General features: G+C 63.7%; 18 protein-coding genes. 8 read left to right on the forward strand and 10 right to left on the reverse strand.

What is annotated here, in order from left to right; genetic code table 11:
• Positions 1–42: 42 nt before the first annotated feature.
• The 3 genes from ACNJX9_RS00925 to ACNJX9_RS00935 are packed head-to-tail and all read right to left on the reverse strand — an operon-like array spanning position 43 to position 2,880.
• Positions 43–657, reverse strand: coding sequence for a Smr/MutS family protein (locus ACNJX9_RS00925; RefSeq protein WP_439407546.1), 615 nt, complete (start codon positions 655–657; stop codon positions 43–45).
• Positions 654–2,198 (reverse strand): murein transglycosylase A, encoded by a 1,545-nt coding sequence (gene mltA / locus ACNJX9_RS00930; RefSeq protein ID WP_439407547.1) that lies wholly within the window; start codon positions 2,196–2,198, stop codon positions 654–656. Before mltA ends, ACNJX9_RS00925 begins: the two co-directional genes overlap by 4 nt.
• Entirely contained in the window at positions 2,176–2,880 is a 705-nt protein-coding gene (locus tag ACNJX9_RS00935) for a Tim44/TimA family putative adaptor protein (protein ID WP_057752362.1), read from the reverse strand. Before ACNJX9_RS00935 ends, mltA begins: the two co-directional genes overlap by 23 nt.
• Before the next feature lie 426 nt (positions 2,881–3,306).
• Here ACNJX9_RS00935 and secB point away from each other — a divergent pair, with 426 nt between their 5' ends.
• The gene (secB, locus tag ACNJX9_RS00940; protein WP_057752001.1) at positions 3,307–3,792 is read left to right on the forward strand and encodes a protein-export chaperone SecB; all 486 of its coding nucleotides are present in this window, start codon (positions 3,307–3,309) and stop codon (positions 3,790–3,792) included.
• A gap of 9 nt (positions 3,793–3,801) precedes the next feature.
• Here secB and dnaQ read toward each other — a convergent pair whose 3' ends face one another.
• The 4 genes from dnaQ to ACNJX9_RS00960 are packed head-to-tail and all read right to left on the reverse strand — an operon-like array spanning position 3,802 to position 6,645.
• Positions 3,802–4,518 carry a DNA polymerase III subunit epsilon gene (gene dnaQ, locus ACNJX9_RS00945; protein WP_439407548.1) on the reverse strand — a complete coding sequence of 239 codons (717 nt, stop codon included), beginning with the start codon at positions 4,516–4,518 and terminating at the stop codon, positions 3,802–3,804.
• Positions 4,519–4,559: 41 nt separating this feature from the next.
• Complete coding sequence (gene coaE / locus ACNJX9_RS00950; RefSeq protein WP_057751994.1) at positions 4,560–5,159, reverse strand: dephospho-CoA kinase; 600 nt, start codon at positions 5,157–5,159, stop codon at positions 4,560–4,562.
• 23 nt (positions 5,160–5,182) lie between these two features.
• A complete protein-coding gene (locus ACNJX9_RS00955) occupies positions 5,183–5,791 on the reverse strand; it encodes a Maf family nucleotide pyrophosphatase (RefSeq protein WP_439407549.1) in 609 nt (202 codons plus the stop codon).
• Positions 5,792–5,799: 8 nt separating this feature from the next.
• Positions 5,800–6,645, reverse strand: a complete 846-nt coding sequence (locus tag ACNJX9_RS00960) for a pyruvate, water dikinase regulatory protein (protein ID WP_057751988.1) — start codon at positions 6,643–6,645, stop codon at positions 5,800–5,802.
• 461 nt (positions 6,646–7,106) lie between these two features.
• Here ACNJX9_RS00960 and hemJ point away from each other — a divergent pair, with 461 nt between their 5' ends.
• From hemJ to ACNJX9_RS00995, 7 genes are all read left to right on the forward strand, one after another.
• Positions 7,107–7,541, forward strand: a complete 435-nt coding sequence (hemJ, locus tag ACNJX9_RS00965) for a protoporphyrinogen oxidase HemJ (RefSeq protein ID WP_057751985.1) — start codon at positions 7,107–7,109, stop codon at positions 7,539–7,541.
• A gap of 260 nt (positions 7,542–7,801) precedes the next feature.
• Positions 7,802–9,067: a transcription termination factor Rho gene (rho, locus tag ACNJX9_RS00970; RefSeq protein ID WP_057751982.1), complete on the forward strand. Its 1,266-nt coding sequence runs from the start codon at positions 7,802–7,804 to the stop codon at positions 9,065–9,067.
• Between the two features lie 136 nt (positions 9,068–9,203).
• Positions 9,204–10,550 carry a tRNA uridine-5-carboxymethylaminomethyl(34) synthesis GTPase MnmE gene (gene mnmE, locus ACNJX9_RS00975; protein WP_439407550.1) on the forward strand — a complete coding sequence of 449 codons (1,347 nt, stop codon included), beginning with the start codon at positions 9,204–9,206 and terminating at the stop codon, positions 10,548–10,550.
• A gap of 411 nt (positions 10,551–10,961) precedes the next feature.
• Positions 10,962–12,842, forward strand: a complete 1,881-nt coding sequence (gene mnmG / locus ACNJX9_RS00980) for a tRNA uridine-5-carboxymethylaminomethyl(34) synthesis enzyme MnmG (protein ID WP_439407551.1) — start codon at positions 10,962–10,964, stop codon at positions 12,840–12,842.
• Positions 12,843–12,992: 150 nt separating this feature from the next.
• Positions 12,993–13,625 carry a 16S rRNA (guanine(527)-N(7))-methyltransferase RsmG gene (gene rsmG / locus ACNJX9_RS00985; protein ID WP_439410232.1) on the forward strand — a complete coding sequence of 211 codons (633 nt, stop codon included), beginning with the start codon at positions 12,993–12,995 and terminating at the stop codon, positions 13,623–13,625.
• A 30-nt stretch (positions 13,626–13,655) separates the two neighbouring features.
• Positions 13,656–14,537, forward strand: a complete 882-nt coding sequence (locus ACNJX9_RS00990; protein ID WP_057751970.1) for a ParA family protein — start codon at positions 13,656–13,658, stop codon at positions 14,535–14,537.
• Positions 14,538–14,694: 157 nt separating this feature from the next.
• Complete coding sequence (locus ACNJX9_RS00995) at positions 14,695–15,582, forward strand: ParB/RepB/Spo0J family partition protein (RefSeq protein WP_439407552.1); 888 nt, start codon at positions 14,695–14,697, stop codon at positions 15,580–15,582.
• 283 nt (positions 15,583–15,865) lie between these two features.
• Here ACNJX9_RS00995 and holA read toward each other — a convergent pair whose 3' ends face one another.
• From holA to leuS, 3 genes are all read right to left on the reverse strand, one after another.
• Positions 15,866–16,894 (reverse strand): DNA polymerase III subunit delta, encoded by a 1,029-nt coding sequence (holA, locus tag ACNJX9_RS01000; RefSeq protein ID WP_439407553.1) that lies wholly within the window; start codon positions 16,892–16,894, stop codon positions 15,866–15,868.
• A gap of 112 nt (positions 16,895–17,006) precedes the next feature.
• Positions 17,007–17,558 (reverse strand): LPS assembly lipoprotein LptE, encoded by a 552-nt coding sequence (locus tag ACNJX9_RS01005; protein ID WP_057751964.1) that lies wholly within the window; start codon positions 17,556–17,558, stop codon positions 17,007–17,009.
• Positions 17,545–20,169, reverse strand: coding sequence for a leucine--tRNA ligase (leuS, locus tag ACNJX9_RS01010; protein ID WP_439407554.1), 2,625 nt, complete (start codon positions 20,167–20,169; stop codon positions 17,545–17,547). Before leuS ends, ACNJX9_RS01005 begins: the two co-directional genes overlap by 14 nt.
• Positions 20,170–20,238: the final 69 nt, after the last annotated feature.

The following is a 20,238-nucleotide window of genomic DNA, read 5'->3' on the forward strand; positions in this document are numbered from 1 at the left end:
CGGTGTGCTCCCTCTCCCGCAAGCGGGAGAGGTGTAAAGCCACTAGAATCTCGCCCGCCGGATTCGCACATACAGCGCACCCTCGCCGCCATGGCCGATGCCGGCTTCCTCGAACCCGACCACGAAAGCGCGGAATTCGGGCAGGCTCAGCCATTCCGGCACTTGCCGACGCAGCACGCCGCTTTCGCCGCCGCTGCGGCCCTTGCCGGTGATCACAAGCACGAAGGTCAGGCCATCATGATGGGCACGATGCAGGAAGCCGGTCAGCGCGCGGTGGGCACGCGTCTGGGTCATGCCGTGCAGATCAAGCCGCGCCTCGATCTCGCTGCGGCCGCGCGACAGTTTTGTGCGTTCGCGCTTGCCGAGCGGGGCCAGCGGCGGCAACGACGGTTTTGACGGCCGCGCGGCCGAGGCCGCAGCCAGGAGTCGCGGCGACAATGCTTGCTTGGCGACCGGCTTGGTGACCGGCTTGGCGACCGGTGCTGCCGGCGACGGCTCAGCGCGCGGCGCGGTGTGCAGCTTGGTCGCACGAGGCTTCCGCAGCGGCTTGACCTGCTTTGCGACGAGATCCCACAGCTCGCGATCTTCTTCGCTCAAGCCACGACGGCGCGGCGAGGGACGCGGATCCAGCACGGGCGGACGGGACGATCGCTTCATTGCTGGTGGGGACGGGTCTTCATGTGCCTGCGCGGTTCGCGGACAGGTTCTATCACAGGACGCGGCGCCGGAAGCGGCACCGGGGTCGCAACAGCAACAGTCTCGTCCTTGCCTGAGGTTGCGACGGATACAACCGGCTTCGCCGCAGGTGCTTGCGGAAACAGTTTTGCGATCTTCTCCGACGGCCGCGGATCCGGCACCGGCAGCCTGGCCGCGCGCGTGGCGGGGTCGAGGCTCTTCGGCACCAGCATGACGAAATGCATGGGGTGGCGCAGCCGTCCCGAGACACGGCCGGCTTCAAGCCCCGCACCAAAATAGAGATCCGCGCGGGCAGGCCCGATAATGGCGGAGCCGGTATCCTGCGCGATCATCAAACGATGGAACGGCGTCCTGGCGCGGTCGGATTCGATCGGCAGCTCGCCTTCGATGAAGAACGGCGTGCCATAGACATGCAGCGACTTGTCGACGGCGATCGAGCGGCCGGCGGTCAGCGGAATGCCTTGCGCCCCGACCGCCTCGTCCTTGTCGGACAGATTGACCTCGTGGAAGAAGATGTAGGAGCGGTTCTGCCGCCGCAGCTCCTTGGCGCCATCAGGGTTTTGCGCCATCCACTCCCTGATCTTCTGCATCGACATCTCTTCCTTCGGAATGATGCCGCGCTCGATCAGGATGCGCCCGACCGCCGTGTAGGGATAGCCGTTATAGGAATCGTAATTGAGCCGGACGGTCGAGCCGTCCTCGAACTTGATCCGCGCCGAGCCCTGGATCTGGGCGAACAAGAGATCCGTCGGGTCCTTCAGCCAGGCGATCTCCAGCCCGCGCCCGGCGATCTTGCCGTCCTCGATCTCGCCGCGGTCGTAATAGGGCACGAGCTTGCGGCGGCCGATCTTGCGATACACAGGTCCCTTGTTGGGCAGGTTGACCGAGGCCTGATTGAAGCCGCGCACGAACAGGTTGGAGGGTCGGCGATAGACCGGCACGTTGTAGATTTCGCTCTGCGTCCGCGATCCTTCCAGCACCGGCTCGTAATAGCCGGTGACGAAGCCATCGGGCTCGCCGAGGCGCGAGATTCGCAGCGGCGAAAAATTTTCCTCGAAGAAAGCCTTTGCGCTGGCATCGTCGCTCGGCTCGCGCGACCTGGCGGCGCGGCAGGGCTCGCTCAACGAGCCGCCGAGAGCCTTCACTTCAAGTGCTTTCGGTTCAGGAGCGCCGGTCTGTGCGTTGATCGAGCGGCAGCTGGCGCGAAAGGTCTTGTAGGCGGCGAGATGATCGTCATCGCTCCAGCCCTTCACGTCGGCCCAGGCCAGCGGCAGGTATTGCGCGCCGGGAATTTCGAACGGAAGAGGGAGCTGCGGATAGGGCAGTGCACGCGGCGGGATCGCGGCCATTTCAGGGGCGCGATGATCACGATAATGATGACTGCGGTAGTGGCGCCGCGCGGCCTCGGCGCCAAGCGAAAACGAAGCCAGCACGACGAGAGCTGCGCAAAGCGCCGTCGCGCTGTTCTTCAGAAAGAGCTTAATTCGCGCTTCCGGTGCCAACCAACTTCCAGTTCGGATCGCGAGAGGTGGTGTCGCGGGCGAAAGTCCAGATGTCAGTGATGTCGGCGACCTTGTCGGGATTGCCATCGACGATGTTGCCGGCCTTGTCACGGGTGACCGAGATCATCTGCGAGACGAAACGCACGGTCAGCTGCGCCGTACGGTCGCGCAGCTCGGCGCCGACCAACTCGGCCTTGTCGATCGAGACGAAACGCGTCTCGGTTTTCTGCTCGTTCTTCTCGCGGTCCTTGATCGCAGCGTCGAAGCTTTCATAGACCTCCGACGAGAGCAGGTCGCGCAGCGAGCGGCGATCGCCATTGGCAAAGGCCAGCACGATCATCTCATAGGCGCCGCGGGCGCCGGACAGGAAGTGGCGCGGGTCGAAGGTGGAATCCCGCTCGACGATGGCGTCGAGACCCTGGGCCAGTGCGGTGCCCGGCTCGGTCAGGCCCTTCCAGCGGTCCGACGGCGGCGCCGGCTCGGCCGTCGGCGCCAGCGGCGGCTGATCGATCACCTTGCCCGGCATGGTCACGACGTTCTTGTCCGGGGCACCACCCAGCGCATTGCGGGCGGTGCGGTCGAACGGCGGGCGCTCGTTGCCCGTCCGCTGCCCCAGCACGCTACGCAGCCGCAGGAAAATAAAGACCGCCAGCGCAAGGAAGATGATGGTGTAGATGTCCACGTCGTATCGCTTTCTGGTCTTTACCCAAGTCTTTTGGGCCAAGGCTTCTTTGGGGTCGCTGCCGGGAAAATCAATCCGGCCAGTAGACCGTTCCATACCGGAACGGCAAGATAACATCACCCTTTTTGGCCCGCGCGCCTCGTCCGCGGCATGTAGGCACGAAATCTAGCCCGGCCAATGGCGCCTTTTGGCACAGCGGCAAGTGTAGCGCGTTTTATCCTTGAGGGGAAACCCGATCGTGGGGCGGAAATCGCGCATCTTCAAGCGTTTAACGCGCGATTTGGTGTCCAGGCCGGGTCAAGCGTCACTGTTGTGGGCGGAGCCCGGATCGACTCGCCGGGTGCCGTTCGTCCTTGTGGAATGAGGCGGCCCTATGTTAGCCAACCGCCGCGAAATTCAGCCCCAATCGGGTAAGGAGAGATTTTGATGACCAACGGTAACGGCACCCCTCCCGAGGCGGCCCAGGCTCCCCAGCTCAATGTGCTGGCGCAATATACCAAGGACCTGTCCTTCGAGAATCCGAACGCGCCGAGCTCGCTCCAGCAGCAGAGCCAGCCGCCCCAGATCAATATCCAGATCAATGTCAGCGCCAACAACCTCAGCGAAACCGAATTCGAGGTGACGCTGTCGGTCGAAGGCAAGGCCGAGACCGCTGGCAAGGTGATGTTCTCGTTCGAGCTGGCCTATGCGGGCGTGTTCCGCATCGCCAACGTGCCGAAAGAGAATTTGCACCCGCTGGTGATGATCGAATGCCCGCGCCTGCTGTTCCCATTCGCCCGCGAGATCATTGCCACCGCCGTGCGCGACGGCGGGTTCCCGCCGCTGATGCTGGACCCGGTCGACTTCGTCGGTCTCTATCGCCAGAACATGGAGCGGCAAATGGCCGCTCAGCAGCCGGCCGGTCAAGCCTGAGCTGTCGATCTAGCCAGCGGGAGAGGCGAGTGGAGCGGCGAGATATTCGTTCCAGATCGCCTTTTCGCCCATTGTTGCGATGAAGGCCCGGTGGGCCTCGCGCTCGGCGTCTGACACCCGCGGCGCAAGGGCTACCGGCCGCTGCCGCCGCGGCGCATCGCCGGCGGTATTGACGCGAATTTCCTCGGTCTCCGACGCGAGCAGCAGCTGCGACTGCCGCGCTCCGACCAGATCGACGTAAACCTCAGCCAGAAGCTCGGAGTCGAGCAACGCGCCGTGCTTGGTGCGGTGTGAATTGTCGATCGAATAGCGCGAACAGAGATCGTCGAGCCGGTTCGACACGCCGGGATGCTTGCGCCGCGCCAGCAGCAGCGTATCGACCAGCCGCTCGCGCGGAATCGGCGCGCGCTTGATCCTGTCGAGCTCGGCATTGATGAAGCTGATGTCGAACGAAGCGTTGTGGATCACCAGCGGCGCATCGCCGATGAATGCCAGGAATTCGTCGGCCACCTCATGGAATAGCGGCTTGGTCGAGAGAAACTCGGACGACAGTCCATGCACCGCAAAGGCTTCCGCCGGCATGTCCCGCTCGGGGTTGATATAGACGTGATAGGTCTGCCCCGTCGGCATGCGGTTGAAGATCTCGACGCAGCCGATTTCGACCAGGCGATCGCCGCGCAGCGGATCGAGGCCGGTGGTTTCGGTATCGAGAACGATTTCACGCATGATTTTGAGATGCCGTGCAGGAAGCCGTAGAACTCGGCGAATCAGGTCCGCCGCTGCGGCATCTTAACGACCTCGGCCAGGATGTGCGTGATTTGCGCGCGCACCGGCTCAAGTCCGTGCGAGGTATCCACGACGAAATCTGCCCGCTTGCGCTTTTCGGCGTCGGGCATCTGCTTGGCGATGATGGCGTTCAGCTTGGCCTCGTCCATGGTTCCCCGCGCCAGCACGCGCTCGCGCTGGAGCTCCGGCGAGGTCGAGACCACGACGACGGCGTCGACCCGCTTCTCGCCGCCGGTCTCGAACAACAGCGGGATATCGAGGACCACGACCGGCGCCTTGGCGTCCTCCGCATCGGCAAAAAATTTTTGCCTGGAAGCGCCGAGCATCGGATGGACGATCTGCTCGAGCTGCTTGATCGCGGCGGGATCGTGCACCACCCGTGCGGACAGTTTGGTCCTGTCGACCTTGCCGCCCGCGGTGGTGCCGGGGAAGGCGGCCTCGATCGCCGGCGCGGCCTCGCCTTCATAGAGCTGATGGACAGCGGCATCGGCGTCGTAGACGGGCACGCCCGCCTCCGCGAACAACTTTGCGGTGGTGGATTTACCCATCCCGATCGAGCCGGTTAGTCCCAGGATCCGCATCAGCGCGCAGCCATCCCTGTCAGTTAGACCGCAACCAGCCGCTGGCTCCGCAGGAACGCAAGCAACGGCAACAGCGGCAGGCCGAGAATGGTGAAATGGTCGCCCTCGAGACGTTCGAACAGATGGATGCCCAGCCCTTCGAGCTGATAGGCGCCGACGCTGGTCGTGACCGCCTCGCCAGCCGCGTCGAGATAGGCTGAAAGCTCGGCCTCGGTCATCTGCCGCATGGTCATGCGAGCTATCGAGACGTCCTCAAAGAGAATCTTGCCGTCATGTGCCACCGCCACGGCTGAATTCAGCTCGTGCGTGCGGCCCGCGAGATCTCGCAGATGTGCCAGCGCCTGTGTGCGCCCGGCAGGCTTGTTAAAAAGGCGGTCGCCGAGCGCCAGCGTCTGGTCAGCACCGATCACATAGCTCCCCGGATGATTGGTCGAGACTGCTTTCGCCTTCTCGCGTGCCAGCAGCAGACCGATCTCACGCGGATTCGAGAGCTTGGACGCAACCTGAATGCCGCGTTCGTCGATGTCAGCCGTAATGGCCTTGAATTCGAGTCCGGCATTCGCCAGCAGCATTTTGCGTGCGCTGCTCTGCGAGGCCAGGATCAACGGAGTTTTGCCGCGCCATAGACCCATGTCGAAAGCTATTCCGGGGGTCGGTTGCGTTGGCGATCGCTGTAGAGCTTCATGATCGCCGCTGCGGTTTCCTCGATCGAGCGCCGGGTGACGTCAAGCAGCGGCCAGTCGTGCTTGGCGCTCAGCTTGCGCGCAAACGCGACCTCTTCGGTCACCGATTGCCTGTCGGTATAGGAGTCGCTGCCCGATCCGGATTCGGCGCCCATCGAGAGCAGGCGGTTCTGGCGGATCTGGATCAGGCGTTCCGGCGTCGCGTGCAGGCTCACCACCAGCGGCCGGGTCAATGTCTCCAGCTGCGCGGGCACCGGAATGCCCGGAACCAGCGGCACGTTGGCGGTGCGGATGCCGCGATTGGCGAGATAGATCGAGGTCGGCGTCTTCGAGGTGCGGGACACGCCGACCAGCACGACGTCGGCTTCCTCCAGACCTTCAACATGCTGCCCGTCGTCATGGATCATCGTGTAGTTCAGCGCATCGATGCGCTTGAAATATTCGGCGTTGAGCACGTGCTGCGCACCGACGCGGCCCGTGGTCGCGGCACCCAGATAGGCTTCGAACAATTGCATGACCGGGCCGATGATCGACAGGCTCGGAACATTGATCGCCTTGCACTTGTCCTCGAGCCTGGAGACCAGATCCTTCTCCAGCAGCGTGAACAGCACGATCCCGGGCGCTTCCTCGATCTCGTCGAGCACGCGGTCGAGCTGCTTCTGGCTGCGCACCAGCGGATAGACATGCTCGACCGGCGTGACATTCGCGTACTGCGCTGCGACGGCGCGCGCGACCGTAATCAGGGTCTCACCGGTGGAGTCGGAGACGAGGTGCAGATGGAAATAATTGCTCGAGGTCGGCACAAAAACTCTTTGTATGGGGGCTGTGTGGTTTGTGGATTTCTGTGGAGCTTAACCCCTCGGAAAGGGTTGCGCGACACCAGGGGCGGGACATCTGCCAATTTTCTTCACACCGCTGCCTGTCAGAACAAATCCGACGGCCTGTCGAGAGCGAAGCGGGATTGCGCGGATAACCCCGTTGATAGGCTGCGGACAGAGATGCGCAAGCCTTTGTATCCGGACCATTTATCTGGCCGGACGGGAACCGGCCCGGGACGTGTTGATGGATGTGAACAAGCGCTCGCGACCGCGCGGACGGCATTGTGTGAGTCCAATCCACGGTCACTCAGACTCAAACCTTTAAGAATCTAAGATTCTAGATTTGAGGAAGGCCCTAGGGACGGATATGTGTGGAGGTGAGACCTTAACGAGTTCTTACTATCCCCAGCCCGACTGACGGCTGGGCGAAAAGTCGGACGCCTGACATGTTTGAAGACGTCTATCTCTGGATCAAGGCGGTGCACGTGATCGCGGTCATCGCCTGGATGGCCGGCATGCTCTATCTGCCCAGGCTGTTCGTCTATCACTGCGAAGCCGAGATCGGCTCGAAGCAGTCAGAAACCTTCAAGGTCATGGAACGTCGCCTGCTCAAGGCGATCATCAATCCCGCCATGATCCTCACCTGGCTCGCCGGGCTGTATCTCGCCTGGGCCGGCCATTGGTTCAGCTTCGGCTGGCTGCACGTAAAACTGGCAATGGTGCTGGCGCTGTCCGCGGTCCACGGCTTTTTTTCCCGCTGGCTCAAGGACTTCGCCGCCGACAAGCGCCCGCACAGCCAGAAATTCTTCCGGATTATCAATGAGGTGCCGACCGCCCTGATGATCATCATCGTTATCATGGTGATCGTGAAGCCGTTCTAGGCGAGATTTGAGGCAGGAAACGTGAACGATCGCTCAGAGCTTCGGCTTGCGGAGTGGAAAGCGATTTTCTATATTATCGATATCCCACCCAACGCAGGCGGATGTGGTTGTGTCCGAGCTTTTTGAAGGCCGGACACCGCATCAGGTTTGAAGCCCCCACCGGCACTTAACCTTGCCAGACCTGCGGACCTTACCTTCTCACGTCCGCATTTCAGAGCCTCCTCGCACCCCTCCCAAGGTTACCCCACAGGACCACCCCAATGCGGGAAATCAAACTCGAAGACCTCAAATCCAAAACGCCGGCCGAGCTCGTCTCGTTCGCCGAGGAGAATGGGGTCGAGAATGCCAGCACCATGCGCAAGCAGGAGCTGTTGTTCGCTATCCTCAAGCAGCTCGCGCTCGCCGAAACCGACATTGTCGGCCAGGGCGTCGTCGAGGTGCTCTCCGACGGCTTCGGCTTCCTCCGCTCGCCCGACGCCAATTATCTGCCGGGCCCTGACGACATCTACGTTTCGCCCTCGCAGATCCGCCGCTTTGGCCTGCGCACCGGCGATACCATCGAAGGCCATATTCGCAGCCCGAAAGAGGGCGAGCGCTATTTTGCGCTGCTGAAGGTCAACACGCTCAATTTCGAGGACCCGGAAAAGGCCAAGCACAAGGTCAATTTCGACAACCTCACGCCACTGTTTCCGAATCAGCGTTTCCGCATGGAAATCGACGATCCGACGCGGAAGGACCTGTCCGCACGCGTGATCGATATCGTCGCGCCGATCGGCAAGGGCCAGCGCGCGCTGATCGTCGCGCCGCCGCGCACCGGCAAGACCGTGCTGATGCAGAACATCGCGCATTCGATCACGGCCAATCATCCCGATTGCTATCTGATCGTGCTCTTGATCGACGAGCGTCCGGAAGAAGTCACCGACATGCAGCGCTCGGTGAAGGGCGAGGTGGTGTCGTCGACCTTCGACGAGCCGGCGGTGCGTCACGTCCAGGTCGCCGAAATGGTGATCGAGAAAGCCAAGCGCCTGGTCGAGCACGGCCGCGACGTCGTCATCCTGCTCGATTCGATCACGCGCCTCGGGCGCGCCTACAACACCGTGGTGCCGTCATCAGGCAAGGTGCTGACCGGCGGTGTTGACGCCAACGCGCTGCAGCGCCCGAAGCGCTTCTTCGGTGCCGCCCGCAACATCGAGGAGGGCGGCTCGCTCACCATCATCGCGACCGCGCTGGTCGATACCGGCAGCCGCATGGACGAAGTCATCTTCGAAGAGTTCAAGGGCACCGGTAACTCGGAACTGATCCTCGACCGCAAGGTCTCGGACAAGCGCACCTTCCCGGCGATCGACATCTCACGCTCCGGCACCCGCAAGGAGGAGCTCATTACCGATCCGCAGGTGCTCAAGAAGATGTACGTGCTCCGCCGCATCCTCAATCCGATGGGCACGATGGACGCGATCGACTTCCTGCTCGACAAGCTGCGCTCGACCAAGAGCAATTCGGAGTTCTTCGACTCCATGAACACCTGAGCCAGGGTGCAGAAACATTTTGGGGCGCCCTCGGGGCGCCCTTTTTTTTGTGCGGCTTTGCTGCGGAAAGGGTGCAGCATAACGGTCCGGCTTCACAGGCCGTTTGCCTTTTCCCCGCCAGGTGGACAAATAGGCCATGCACCCGCGGGACCAGACCATCTTTGCGCTGTCATCCGGCCGACCGCCGAGCGCAATCGCCTTGGTGCGTGTCTCCGGTCCGCAAGCCGCGCTCGCCCTGACATTGCTCGCGGGCAGGCTGCCGACACCGCGGCAAGCAACCCGCCGCGTCCTCCGCGACGGCAGGGGTCAACCGATCGACGAGGCCGTCGTGCTCTGGTTTCCGGGGCCGGCCAGCGCGACCGGCGAGGATGTCGCCGAATTCCACATCCATGGCGGCCGCGCGGTGCTCGCTGCGCTGTTCACCGCTATTTCGCTAATTCCGAATACGCGCGCAGCCGACCCCGGCGAGTTCACGCGCCGCGCGTTCGAGAACGGCAAGCTCGATCTCACCGAAGCCGAGGGTCTCGACGACCTCATTCATGCCGACACGGATCGTCAGCGCCGCCAGGCGTTGCGGCAGTTGCAGGGTCTGCTCGGCCATCGCGCGCGCGATTGGCGCGAGCGCATCATCGAAGCCTCGGCGCTGATCGAGGCCGGCATCGATTTTTCCGATGAAGGCGATGTGCCGGCGGAGCTGAGGGCGCCGGCGGTGAGAGCGATCCAGGCGCTTTGCGATGAAATTGCAGAAGTCCTTGCGGCACGGGGACATTCTGAACGCCTGCGCGACGGCCTCGTGGTTGCCATCGCCGGCGAGCCGAATGTCGGCAAGTCGACGCTGATGAACCAGCTCGCCCGCCGCGAGGTCGCGATCGTCTCGCCGCACGCCGGGACCACGCGCGACGTGATCGAGGCGCAGCTCGATCTCGACGGCTACCCGGTCACCGTCATCGACACCGCCGGGATCCGCGAGACCGATGATCCCGTCGAGCAGGAAGGCGTGCGCCGGGCGAGGGCGCGGGCCGACGATGCCGACCTGGTGCTGTGGCTGGTGGAGGGAGACCGTGCCGCCGATCCGGATGCGGTACGGTTGCTTCGGAGATCCGAAGAGGGCGATCGGCCAGATGGGTCAGTCTGGATCGTGCGCAACAAGATCGACCTCGGTGGCGCCGATCCGCGCGGCGAATTCGCAATCTCGGCGAGCCGCGGCGATGGCATCGCCGAGCTGGTCGACGCCCTCGTCAAGTTCGCCTCGGATTTCTTTGGGACCACCGAGGGCGGAATGGTGACTCGAACCCGCCAGCGGGATCTGTTGAGCCAGGCGTCGGACAGCTTGCGCCGGAGCCTGGAGCTTGTAGAAGAGGGCGAAGAGCTGGCCGCCGAAGAATTGCGTGCCGCCGCCTATGCCTTGGGCCGGCTGCTCGGCCGGGTGGACGTCGAGGACGTCCTTGGTGCGATCTTCCAGAAATTCTGTATTGGAAAGTAGAGCTAGTTCTTCAATGTAGAACTAGAGCTTGTTCCATTGTTTGCGTTTCACGTAAAACAGGAGGGTTCCGCGTGTTTCACGTGAAACGCGCAGGAGGGGCCCCCAGCCCCCGGTCATTGCGAGGAGCCTTGCGACGAAGCAATCCAGAACCTCGCGGTGGTGGGCATTGATTGCTTCGCTGCGCTCGCAATGACGGTGGCCGGAACGGGGCCTCAGTCCCTTGCTCGCCCCTCGCCTCGTGCCCCATCTGTTTCACGTGAAACAGATCTCCGCTCAGACGACTTTCCTACTGTGCATGGGGTTGTTTCGCGGGAGCCGTCGGGACTTCCGTGGCCGCCCTGTTTCACGTGAAACAGCCGCGCACCCAGTTTCTACTTCCGGCTTTCCCCCCGCTGAGCTAGAAGTCCCGCCATGCGACAGGAGCGAGAGAGTTTCGACGTCATCGTCATCGGCGGGGGCCATGCCGGCTGCGAGGCCGCGGCTGCGGCTGCGCGAATGGGCGCCGTGACCGCTCTGGTGACGCACCGGTTCTCCACCATCGGCGCGATGTCCTGCAATCCCGCCATCGGCGGTCTCGGCAAGGGCCATCTGGTCCGTGAGGTCGATGCCCTCGATGGTCTGATGGGCCGGGTCGGCGACGCCGGCGGCATTCAATTTCGCGTCCTGAACCGACGCAAGGGTCCGGCAGTCCGCGGTCCACGCGCCCAGGCCGATCGGAAGCTTTATGCCGCCGCGATGCAGGTCGCGATCCGGGAGACTGCAGGCCTTTTCGTCATCGAAGGTGAGGCCGACGAACTGATCGTGGTCGATGGCCGGGTCACAGGACTGCGTCTGGCCGATGGCCGGGAGCTCCGGGCAGGGGCTGTTGTGGTCACAACCGGCACCTTCCTGCGTGGTCTGATCCATCTCGGTGAGAGGAATTGGCCCGCGGGCCGGGTCGGCGAGGCACCTGCAATGGGCCTTTCAGCCTCCTTTGAGCGGGCCGGCTTTACCCTCGGACGCCTCAAGACGGGCACTCCGCCGCGTCTCGACGGCTCGACCATCGACTGGTCCGCGGTCGAAATGCAGCCCGGCGACGAGCCGCCGGAGCCGTTCTCGGTGATGACCGAGCGGATCACGACCCCGCAGATCCAGTGCGGCATCACCCGGACCACGACCGCGACCCATGAGGTGATCCGGGCCAACGTCCATCGCTCCCCCATGTACTCGGGCCAGATCAAGAGCTCCGGTCCGCGCTATTGCCCGTCGATCGAGGACAAGATCGTCCGCTTCGGCGATCGCGACGGCCACCAGATCTTCCTGGAGCCCGAAGGGCTCGATGACAGCACGGTCTACCCCAACGGCATCTCGACGTCGCTGCCGGACGAGGTCCAACTCGCGATCCTCGCGACCATCCCCGGGCTCGAGCAGGTGAAGATGGTCCGCCCGGGTTATGCCATCGAATACGATCACATCGATCCCCGGGAGCTCGATCCGACCCTCCAGACCAAGCGACTGCGCGGTCTCTTCCTGGCCGGGCAGATCAACGGCACCACGGGATACGAGGAAGCCGCCGGCCAGGGCATCGTCGCCGGCCTCAATGCAGCGCTCGCCGCCAGCGGCGCTGCGCTGACCGTGTTCGACCGTGCCGACGGTTATCTCGGCGTGATGATCGACGATCTCGTCACCCGAGGGATCACCGAGCCCTATCGGATGTTCACCTCGCGGGCCGAGTACCGGCTGACCCTGCGGGCCGACAATGCCGATCAGCGCCTGACCGAGAAGGGGATCGCGCTGGGCTGCGTCGGCAGCGCCCGTATCAGGCACCACCGCGCCAAGATGGACGCGCTGAACGCCGCCCGAACCCTCTCGAAGTCCTTGACCATCACCCCTAACGAGGCGATCAAGCGCGGGCTGTCCCTCAACCGGGACGGTCAGCGCCGCTCGGCGTTCGAGCTGATGGCCTATCCCGAGATCGGCTGGAGCCAGGTCCGCGCGATCTGGCCGGAGTTGGCGTCCATTGATCCGGTCATCGCCACCCATCTCGAGATCGACGCCAAGTACGACGTCTATCTGGAGCGCCAGAGCGCTGACGTCGAAGCTTTCCGGCGCGACGAAGGCATGGTGCTGTCTGAGGTCGACTATAGCCTCGTCCCCGGTCTCTCCAATGAAGTCCGGGCCAAGCTGGAGAAGGCGCGGCCGTTCACCGTCGGCCAGGCCGGCCGGATCGACGGCATGACACCGGCCGCGCTCGGCATCCTCGCGGCCTATCTCCGCCGCGAGGCCCGAAAGTCGTCCAAAGCAATCGCATAGGCGTTTCACGTGAAACAGCGCGGATCGGGCGGGGACAGGCCGCTATCGCGACGACCTGGAGCCGGCGAGGGCGCTCGTCATCGACCGGATCCGGCACCAGCCCGGACAAGGATCGACAAGGCCGGCGCCAACGATCAGGCGCTCGACTCCATCATCGCCGCCGACAAGCGCGCGGCACTCAAGCTCGCGCCCGTTTCACATGAAACGGAAGCCCGGCTCGATCGCTATATCGCTTTGCTCCGGGAGTGGCAGGCCAAGACCAATCTGGTCGCACCGTCGACCCTGCCGAACCTCTGGACGCGGCACATCGCCGATTCGCTTCAGCTCGTCGATCTCGCCCCGTCTGCAAAACGCTGGGCCGACCTCGGCAGCGGCGGCGGTTTTCCCGGCGTCGTGCTGGCCTGCGCCATGGCGGGGACCCCGGACGCTCGTGTCCATCTTGTCGAGCGAATCGCCAAGAAGGCCGCCTTTCTGCGCGAAGCTGTTCGCGTCACCACATCTCCGGGGGTCGTACACCTCGCTGAGATCGGGGATAATGTGGATAGAATCACCGGCCCCGTCGATTGCGTCACCGCGCGCGCGCTGGCTCCGCTACATCAACTCATCGGCTTTGCGGAGCCGCTGATGCGCCAAGGTGCAAAGGCGTTATTTCCGAAGGGTCAAGATGTAGAGGCTGAATTGACCGAAGCCGCTAAATATTGGAATATTCGGCCGCAACTCCACCGAAGCCGGACGGGTGACGGTTGGATCGTCGAGCTGACTTCAGTTGAACGGCGCGGGTGAGGCGCTCAGGGGTTGGGTTGGGGAATTTCGATGACCGTGATGGACGAGCCGCAGCAAGACCAGGGCGCCCAGGAAAGAGCTGACCGAGAAAAAGCTGAAGTGCCGCATGGGCACCCGCGCATCCTGGCGCTGGCGAATCAGAAGGGCGGTGTGGGAAAAACAACCACCGCGATCAATCTTGGCACAGCACTCGCCGCGATCGGCGAGCGCGTCCTGATCGTCGATCTCGATCCGCAGGGCAACGCCTCGACCGGTCTCGGCATCGACCGCCGCAACCGCTCCTGCTCGACCTATGACGTGCTGATCGGTGAGGCGCCGCTGCGCGAGGCCGTCGTGTCGACCGCGGTGCCGCGCCTGCACATCGCGCCCTCGACCATGGATCTCTCCGGCCTCGAGCTCGAGCTTGGCACCACTGCCGGCCGCGCCTTCAAGCTGCGCGATGCGATCGCCTCGCTCAACAACAACGTCTCGCCGGATGCCGATTACACCTATGTGCTGATCGACTGTCCGCCCTCGCTCAATTTGCTCACGGTGAATGCGATGGCCGCATCGGACGCGATCCTGGTGCCGCTGCAGTGCGAGTTCTTCGCGCTCGAAGGTCTGTCGCAATTGCTGCAGACGGTGGAGCAGGTGCGCTCGACTCTCAATCCGAACCTGTCGATCCACGGCATCGTGCTGACCATGTTCGACTCGCGCAACAACCTCTCGAACCAGGTCGTCGCCGACGTTCGCCAATTCATGGGCGAGAAGGTCTACAAGACCATGATCCCGCGCAACGTGCGCATCTCGGAGGCGCCGTCCTACGGCAAGCCGGTGCTGGTCTATGATCTCAAATGCGTCGGCAGCGAAGCCTATTTGCGGCTCGCCACCGAAGTGATCCAGCGCGAGCGCGAGCTGCGGACGACGCATTGACGATGCCGTGGTGCCGTAGGGTGGGTTAGCCGAAGGCGTAACCCACCACTGTCTATGTCCGTGGAAACAGAAGCGGTGGGTTACGCTTCGCTAACCCACCCTACGATTACAAAATTCAGTTCTGGAGTGCTGCAGCGTGAATCCAAGGGAGCTGGCGATGGCCGATGAAGCGCGTTCGCGACTGGGCCGGGGTCTTGCAAGTCTGATCGGTGACGTCGGCGGCGAAGCCCAGCACGTCGACCGTCCGCGTGCGCAGCGCAAGGTGCCGATCGAATTCATCAAGGCCAATCCGCGCAACCCGCGCCGCACGTTTTCGGACACCGAGCTCAAGGAGCTCTGCGAGTCCATCAAACAGCACGGCGTGATCCAGCCGATCGTGGTCCGTCCCGTCAAGGGCGCGCAGGATCGCTTCGAGATCATCGCCGGCGAGCGGCGCTGGCGCGCTTCGCAGATGGCTGGCCTGCATGAGGTGCCGATCGTGCCGGTCGACATCAGCGACAGCGATGCGCTGGAATTCGCGATCGTCGAGAACGTGCAGCGCGAAGACCTCAATCCGATGGAAGAGGCGCAGGGCTATCATGCGCTCGCCAACGAGTTCAAACGCAGCCAGGACGACATCGCGAAGGTCGTCGGCAAGAGCCGCAGCCACGTCGCCAACATGATGCGGCTGACCAAGCTGCCGGCCGAGGTGCAGGCCTTCATCGCGACCGGCGAATTGACCGCCGGTCACGCCCGCGCGCTGATCGGCGTGCCGGATCCGCTCGCCGCCGCCAAGCGGATCGTTGCGGAGGGGCTCAACGTCCGCCAGACCGAAGCGCTCGCGCATGAAGAGGGGGTCCCGGAGCGCAAGCCGCAAAAGCCGCGCTCCATCAGGTCTAAGGAAAAGGACCCTGATACGATCGATCTCGAGAAGCGCGTCAGCGACGCGCTCGGCCTCAAGGTCACCGTCAATCACCGCGATCCCGGCGGCTCGGTCCAGATCAACTACCGCAACCTCGATCAGCTCGACGAGGTGATGAAGCGGCTGGCGAAGGGCGGGCTGTAGGCTCAGCAACTTCCTATGACCGTCACCCCCGCGCAACGGCGAAGCCGTTGTCGCTGGAGGTGGCCGCTTCTTCAGCGGCCCTCGAAGGGCGACGGCCCGGTTGCATCGGCGCCGTTCATCCTTCGAGGCTCCCCGCGCACCGCGTTGCGGCGCGCGGCTCGCACCTCAGGATGACGGAATTCGTCATTGCGCGCGTAGCGAAGCAATCCAGAATCTCTCCGCGGAAAGACTCTGGATTGCTTCGTCGCAAGTGCTCCTCGCAATGACGGGGAGAGAGCCGTGGCTACCCCCGCCGCTTCGCGTTCGCCGCGATCGCCATCAGCGTGCGCTGGGCGATGGCGGCGGCGAGCGTCGATTGTTTGCGGGTGTCGAGCGCGGCGGTCGCGAGCTGCTCGATGATGGCAGCGAGCCTTGCCACGCTGAAATTGCGCAGCGCCGTTTCGACCATCGGTTTGCGTGAAAAATGTAAGCGCGGAAATCCGCCGTCCAGCACGGCGGAGGCCGGCTGGCCGCCTGCGATCGCGAGCGCGGATTTGTGCAGCCATGCGGCCTGGCGCTGCGCGGCCGAAATGATCACACCGGGATATGTTCCGGCGATCATGGCTTTTGCGAACTCGGTCTCGACAATGTCGGGCCGGCCGGCGAAAGCGCCGTCGACGATCGGATCGAGCTTGAGCTCGGACGCATCCGCGACCACGGACATCACGTCTTCAAGCGTGATCTCGCCCCTGCCGTGGGCATAGAGCGTGAGCTTGCGCAGCTCGTTGCGCGAGGCCTGCCGGTCGCCGCCGAGGAACGACATCAGCGCGGCACGGGCATCCTGGGTGATACGCAAGTTCGCAATGCGAAGCTCGTCCTCCATCAATTTGGCGAGGTCGCGCTCGGTGTCGGGATAGCAGCCGATCGCCACCGCCATCCTGGCCTTCTCGCAGGCCTTGCGCAGCGGCGATTCGGGACGCAGCTCGCCGGCTTCGATCACGATGCGGCAATCCTTCACGCTCATCTCGGCCAGCGTGTCGATGCCGGCAGCAAAGCTGCGCGAGCCGGCGCGGATGCGAATGGCGCGGCGGCCGCCGAACAGCGGCACGGTCATGGCCTCGTCGACCAGACGCGACGGCTCGGCGGACAGCTCGTCACCGTCGAGCTTGACCAGCGAGAAGGGATCGTTGGGATCGTCAATGGCGGACGCAATCAGTGCGTCGGCGCGCTCGCGCACGAGGCCGGCGTCGGGACCGTAAAGCAGGATGATCGGGCGGCCCGCATCAGGACGTGCGAGGAAGGCATCGATCTCTTTTCCGCGCAGCGCGACCATGTTGCTCAGGGTTCGTCATTCCGGGGCGCGCAACGCGCGAACCCGGAATCCGGAGATTGTGGATCGAGATTCCGGGTTCACCCTTCGGGTGCCCCGGAATGACTGGGATGAATCAGGAGCCCGCGGTGAAGAACGCGGCGAGCCTTGTGTTGATGTTCTCGGCAATCTCGTTGGCCGCACGATCCTCGGCGTCGCGTATCGCGCGGTTGCGGGCGAAGCGCTGATACGAGCCGGGCATGTCGTAGGACACGCGCGAGAAGGTCGAGCCGGTCATCACCGATTTGCCGGTCACGACCTCGACCAAATTATACTGGCAGTCGATTCCGTAATTCTCACTGGTCGGCAGGCCGGTCACGGCCGAGACGATCAGCGACGATTTGGTGGTGGTGAAGCGGATATCGAGTCGATGCGTCGGCGGCATGCCGGTCGCCGAGCCGTAGAGCTTGAAGGCGAGGGCGTTGCGGATCTCGACGCCGACGCGGGCCTCGCGGGAGGCGTTTGCCTTCGAGATCGGCGGCAGATCGACCCCCATCAGCTTTTCACGCAGGCCGGGGGTGCCATCGGTATGCTCGGCATACATCGGCTGGAAGCAGCCGGCCGTCAGCGCCGCCAGTGTGGCAATCGCCAGCAAGCGGGCAGCGATACGGATCCTAGCCGACAACATTCACGATCCTCTTGGGGACGATGATCACCTTGCGGACGGGCTTGCCGTCCAAGGCCAGTTTTACAGCATCAAGGGCCAAAGCGGCAGCCTCGATTTCCGGATTCTGGGCCACTGTTGCAACCGTGACCTCGCCCCGCTTCTTGCCGTTGACCTGGACCACCAGGGTCACGCTGTCTTCAACCAGCAAATCGCGTTCGATTTGCGGCCAACTGGCCTCGGAAACCAACCCGGGCTGGCCCAGAACCTGCCAGCACTCCTCGGCCAGATGCGGCATCATCGGGGAGAACAGCTGGACCAGGATCTGGCTGGCCTCCCGGATCGCCCAAGCCAAATCAGGGGCCGGCTGGCCGGGACGCTGGAGCATCTCGGAAAACGAATTCGTGAACTCGCGGATATGGGCGAGGCACACGTTGAAATGTAGCCGCTCGACGCCTGATGTGACCTTGTCCAGCGCGCCATGGGCGGCCTTGCGCAGGGCGGTCGCATCGTCACTGAAGGAACCCGGCCGGGTTGCGGGAGCGGTTTTGCTGACCTCCACGGCATCGTTCACCAGCCGCCACAGCCGCTGCACGAAGCGCGAGGCGCCCTGGACGCGCTCATCGCTCCAGATCACGTCGCGGTCGGGCGGGGAGTCCGACAGCATGAACCAGCGGGCGACATCGGCGCCATAGGTCGCGATGATGTCATCGGGGTCGACCGTGTTCTTCTTCGACTTCGACATCTTCTCGATCGGGCCGATCGTGACGTCTTCGCCGGTCGCGAGCAGGATCGCGCGGCGTCCGTTGCCGCCGACCTCGATCTTCACCTCGGCCGGCTGCACCCAGCTGCCGTCGGCCTTCTGGTAGGTCTCGTGTACCACCATGCCTTGCGTGAACATGCCGGCGAACGGCTCATCCAGCGCGAGGTGCCCGGTGGCTTTCATGGCGCGGGTGAAGAAGCGGCTGTAGAGCAGATGCAGGATCGCGTGCTCGACGCCGCCGATATACTGGTCGACCGGGAGCATGCGGTTGGCGATCGGGGGCGTCGTCGGTGCTTTCTCGTTCCAGGGATCGGTGAAGCGCGCAAAGTACCAGGACGAATCCACGAAGGTGTCCATGGTGTCGGTTTCGCGGCTGGCGCTGCCGCCGCATTTGGGACAGGTGACGTGCTTCCAGGTCGGATGATGGTCGAGCGCATTGCCCGGCTTGTCGAAGCTCACGTCTTCCGGCAGCACCACCGGCAACTGGTCATCAGGCACCGGCACCACGTCGCATCTCGGACAGTGGATGACCGGAATCGGGCAGCCCCAATAGCGCTGGCGCGAAATGCCCCAGTCGCGCAGGCGGAAATTGACCTGGCGCTCGGCCACCGGCGCGTTGCCGCGCATCTCGCTTTCGAGGCGCTTGGCGACCTCTTCCTTCGCCTGCTCGATGGTCATGCCGTCGAGGAAACGCGAATTGATCATGCGGCCATCACCGTCATAGGCGGTGTCGGTGATGACGAAGGATTTGGGATCCTGGCCTTCGGGACAGACGACCGGCGTATTGCCCAGCGCGTATTTGTTGACGAAGTCGAGGTCGCGCTGATCATGCGCGGGACAGCCGAAGATCGCGCCCGTGCCGTATTCCATCAGCACGAAGTTGGCGACATAGACCGGCAGCTTCCAGTCCGGGTCGAACGGGTGCACCGCGCGGATGCCGGTATCAAAGCCCTGCTTCTCCGCGGTGTCGATGATCGATTGTGCCGTGCCGATCTTCTTGATGTCGGAGATGAACTCGGCGAGATCAGGGTTCTTCGCGGCGGCCGCCTGCGCCAGCGGATGATCCGCCGAGATCGCCATGAACCTTGCGCCGAACAGCGTGTCCGGGCGCGTCGTGAAGATCTTCAGCTCGCTCTCGCCGGCGGGCGTCGTCGCCTGATCCAGCGCGAAGCGGATCAACAGGCCTTCGGAGCGGCCGATCCAGTTGCGCTGCATCAGCCTGACCTTGTCGGGCCAGCGGTCGAGGCTATCCAGCGCCGATAGCAGCTCCTGCGCATACTTCGTGATCTTGAAGACCCACTGGCTCATTTCACGCTGCTCGACGATTGCGCCCGAGCGCCAGCCACGGCCGTCGATCACCTGCTCGTTGGCGAGCACGGTCATGTCGACCGGATCCCAATTCAGCTTGCGCTTCTCGCGCTCGGCAAGGCCCGCGGCGAGCATATCCAGGAACATCTTCTGCTGATGCTTGTAGTAGCTGGGGTCGCAGGTCGCGAATTCGCGTGACCAGTCCAGCGACAGCCCGATCGAGCGGAGCTGCTTCTTCATCGCGGCGATGTTGTCGTAGGTCCAGGCCTTGGGTGCGACCTTGCGCTCGATGGCGGCGTTCTCGGCCGGCAGGCCGAAGGCGTCCCAGCCCATCGGGTGCAGTACGTTGAACCCCTTGGCGCGCATGAAGCGGGCCAGCACGTCGCCGAGCGTGTAGTTGCGGACATGGCCGATGTGGATGCGCCCGGAGGGGTAGGGGAACATCTCCAGCACATAATATTTCGGCCGCGAATCGTCGTTCTTCGAGACGAAGATCGCCTGTTCGTCCCATTTGCGTTGCCAGCGCGGTTCGGCGTCGCGGGCGTTATAGCGTTCGGAGGTCATGGAATCGTTGCGTTTTCGTGGTTTTAGCGGCCTGAAGAGGCCGGACTAGGCCATAGAAGTCCTCGGGGG

This window comes from Bradyrhizobium sp. BLXBL-03 (assembly GCF_051853015.1).
Lineage (GTDB): Bacteria > Pseudomonadota > Alphaproteobacteria > Rhizobiales > Xanthobacteraceae > Bradyrhizobium > Bradyrhizobium manausense.

Excerpts from the sequence above, each read along its gene's own strand:
- holA (WP_439407553.1), bottom strand. The coding sequence starts at position 16,894 with ATGGTCGCGCTGCGCGGAAAAGAGATCGATGCCTTCCTCGCACGTCCT.
- ACNJX9_RS00990 (WP_057751970.1), top strand. The coding sequence starts at position 13,656 with ATGACCGTGATGGACGAGCCGCAGCAAGACCAGGGCGCCCAGGAAAGA.
- leuS (WP_439407554.1), bottom strand. The coding sequence starts at position 20,169 with ATGACCTCCGAACGCTATAACGCCCGCGACGCCGAACCGCGCTGGCAA.
- rho (WP_057751982.1), top strand. The coding sequence starts at position 7,802 with ATGCGGGAAATCAAACTCGAAGACCTCAAATCCAAAACGCCGGCCGAG.
- ACNJX9_RS00925 (WP_439407546.1), bottom strand. The coding sequence starts at position 657 with ATGAAGCGATCGTCCCGTCCGCCCGTGCTGGATCCGCGTCCCTCGCCG.
- dnaQ (WP_439407548.1), bottom strand. The coding sequence starts at position 4,518 with ATGCGTGAAATCGTTCTCGATACCGAAACCACCGGCCTCGATCCGCTG.
- ACNJX9_RS00955 (WP_439407549.1), bottom strand. The coding sequence starts at position 5,791 with ATGGGTCTATGGCGCGGCAAAACTCCGTTGATCCTGGCCTCGCAGAGC.
- mnmE (WP_439407550.1), top strand. The coding sequence starts at position 9,204 with ATGCACCCGCGGGACCAGACCATCTTTGCGCTGTCATCCGGCCGACCG.
- hemJ (WP_057751985.1), top strand. The coding sequence starts at position 7,107 with ATGTTTGAAGACGTCTATCTCTGGATCAAGGCGGTGCACGTGATCGCG.
- coaE (WP_057751994.1), bottom strand. The coding sequence starts at position 5,159 with ATGCGGATCCTGGGACTAACCGGCTCGATCGGGATGGGTAAATCCACC.
- mnmG (WP_439407551.1), top strand. The coding sequence starts at position 10,962 with ATGCGACAGGAGCGAGAGAGTTTCGACGTCATCGTCATCGGCGGGGGC.
- ACNJX9_RS00995 (WP_439407552.1), top strand. The coding sequence starts at position 14,695 with ATGGCCGATGAAGCGCGTTCGCGACTGGGCCGGGGTCTTGCAAGTCTG.
- ACNJX9_RS01005 (WP_057751964.1), bottom strand. The coding sequence starts at position 17,558 with ATGTTGTCGGCTAGGATCCGTATCGCTGCCCGCTTGCTGGCGATTGCC.
- secB (WP_057752001.1), top strand. The coding sequence starts at position 3,307 with ATGACCAACGGTAACGGCACCCCTCCCGAGGCGGCCCAGGCTCCCCAG.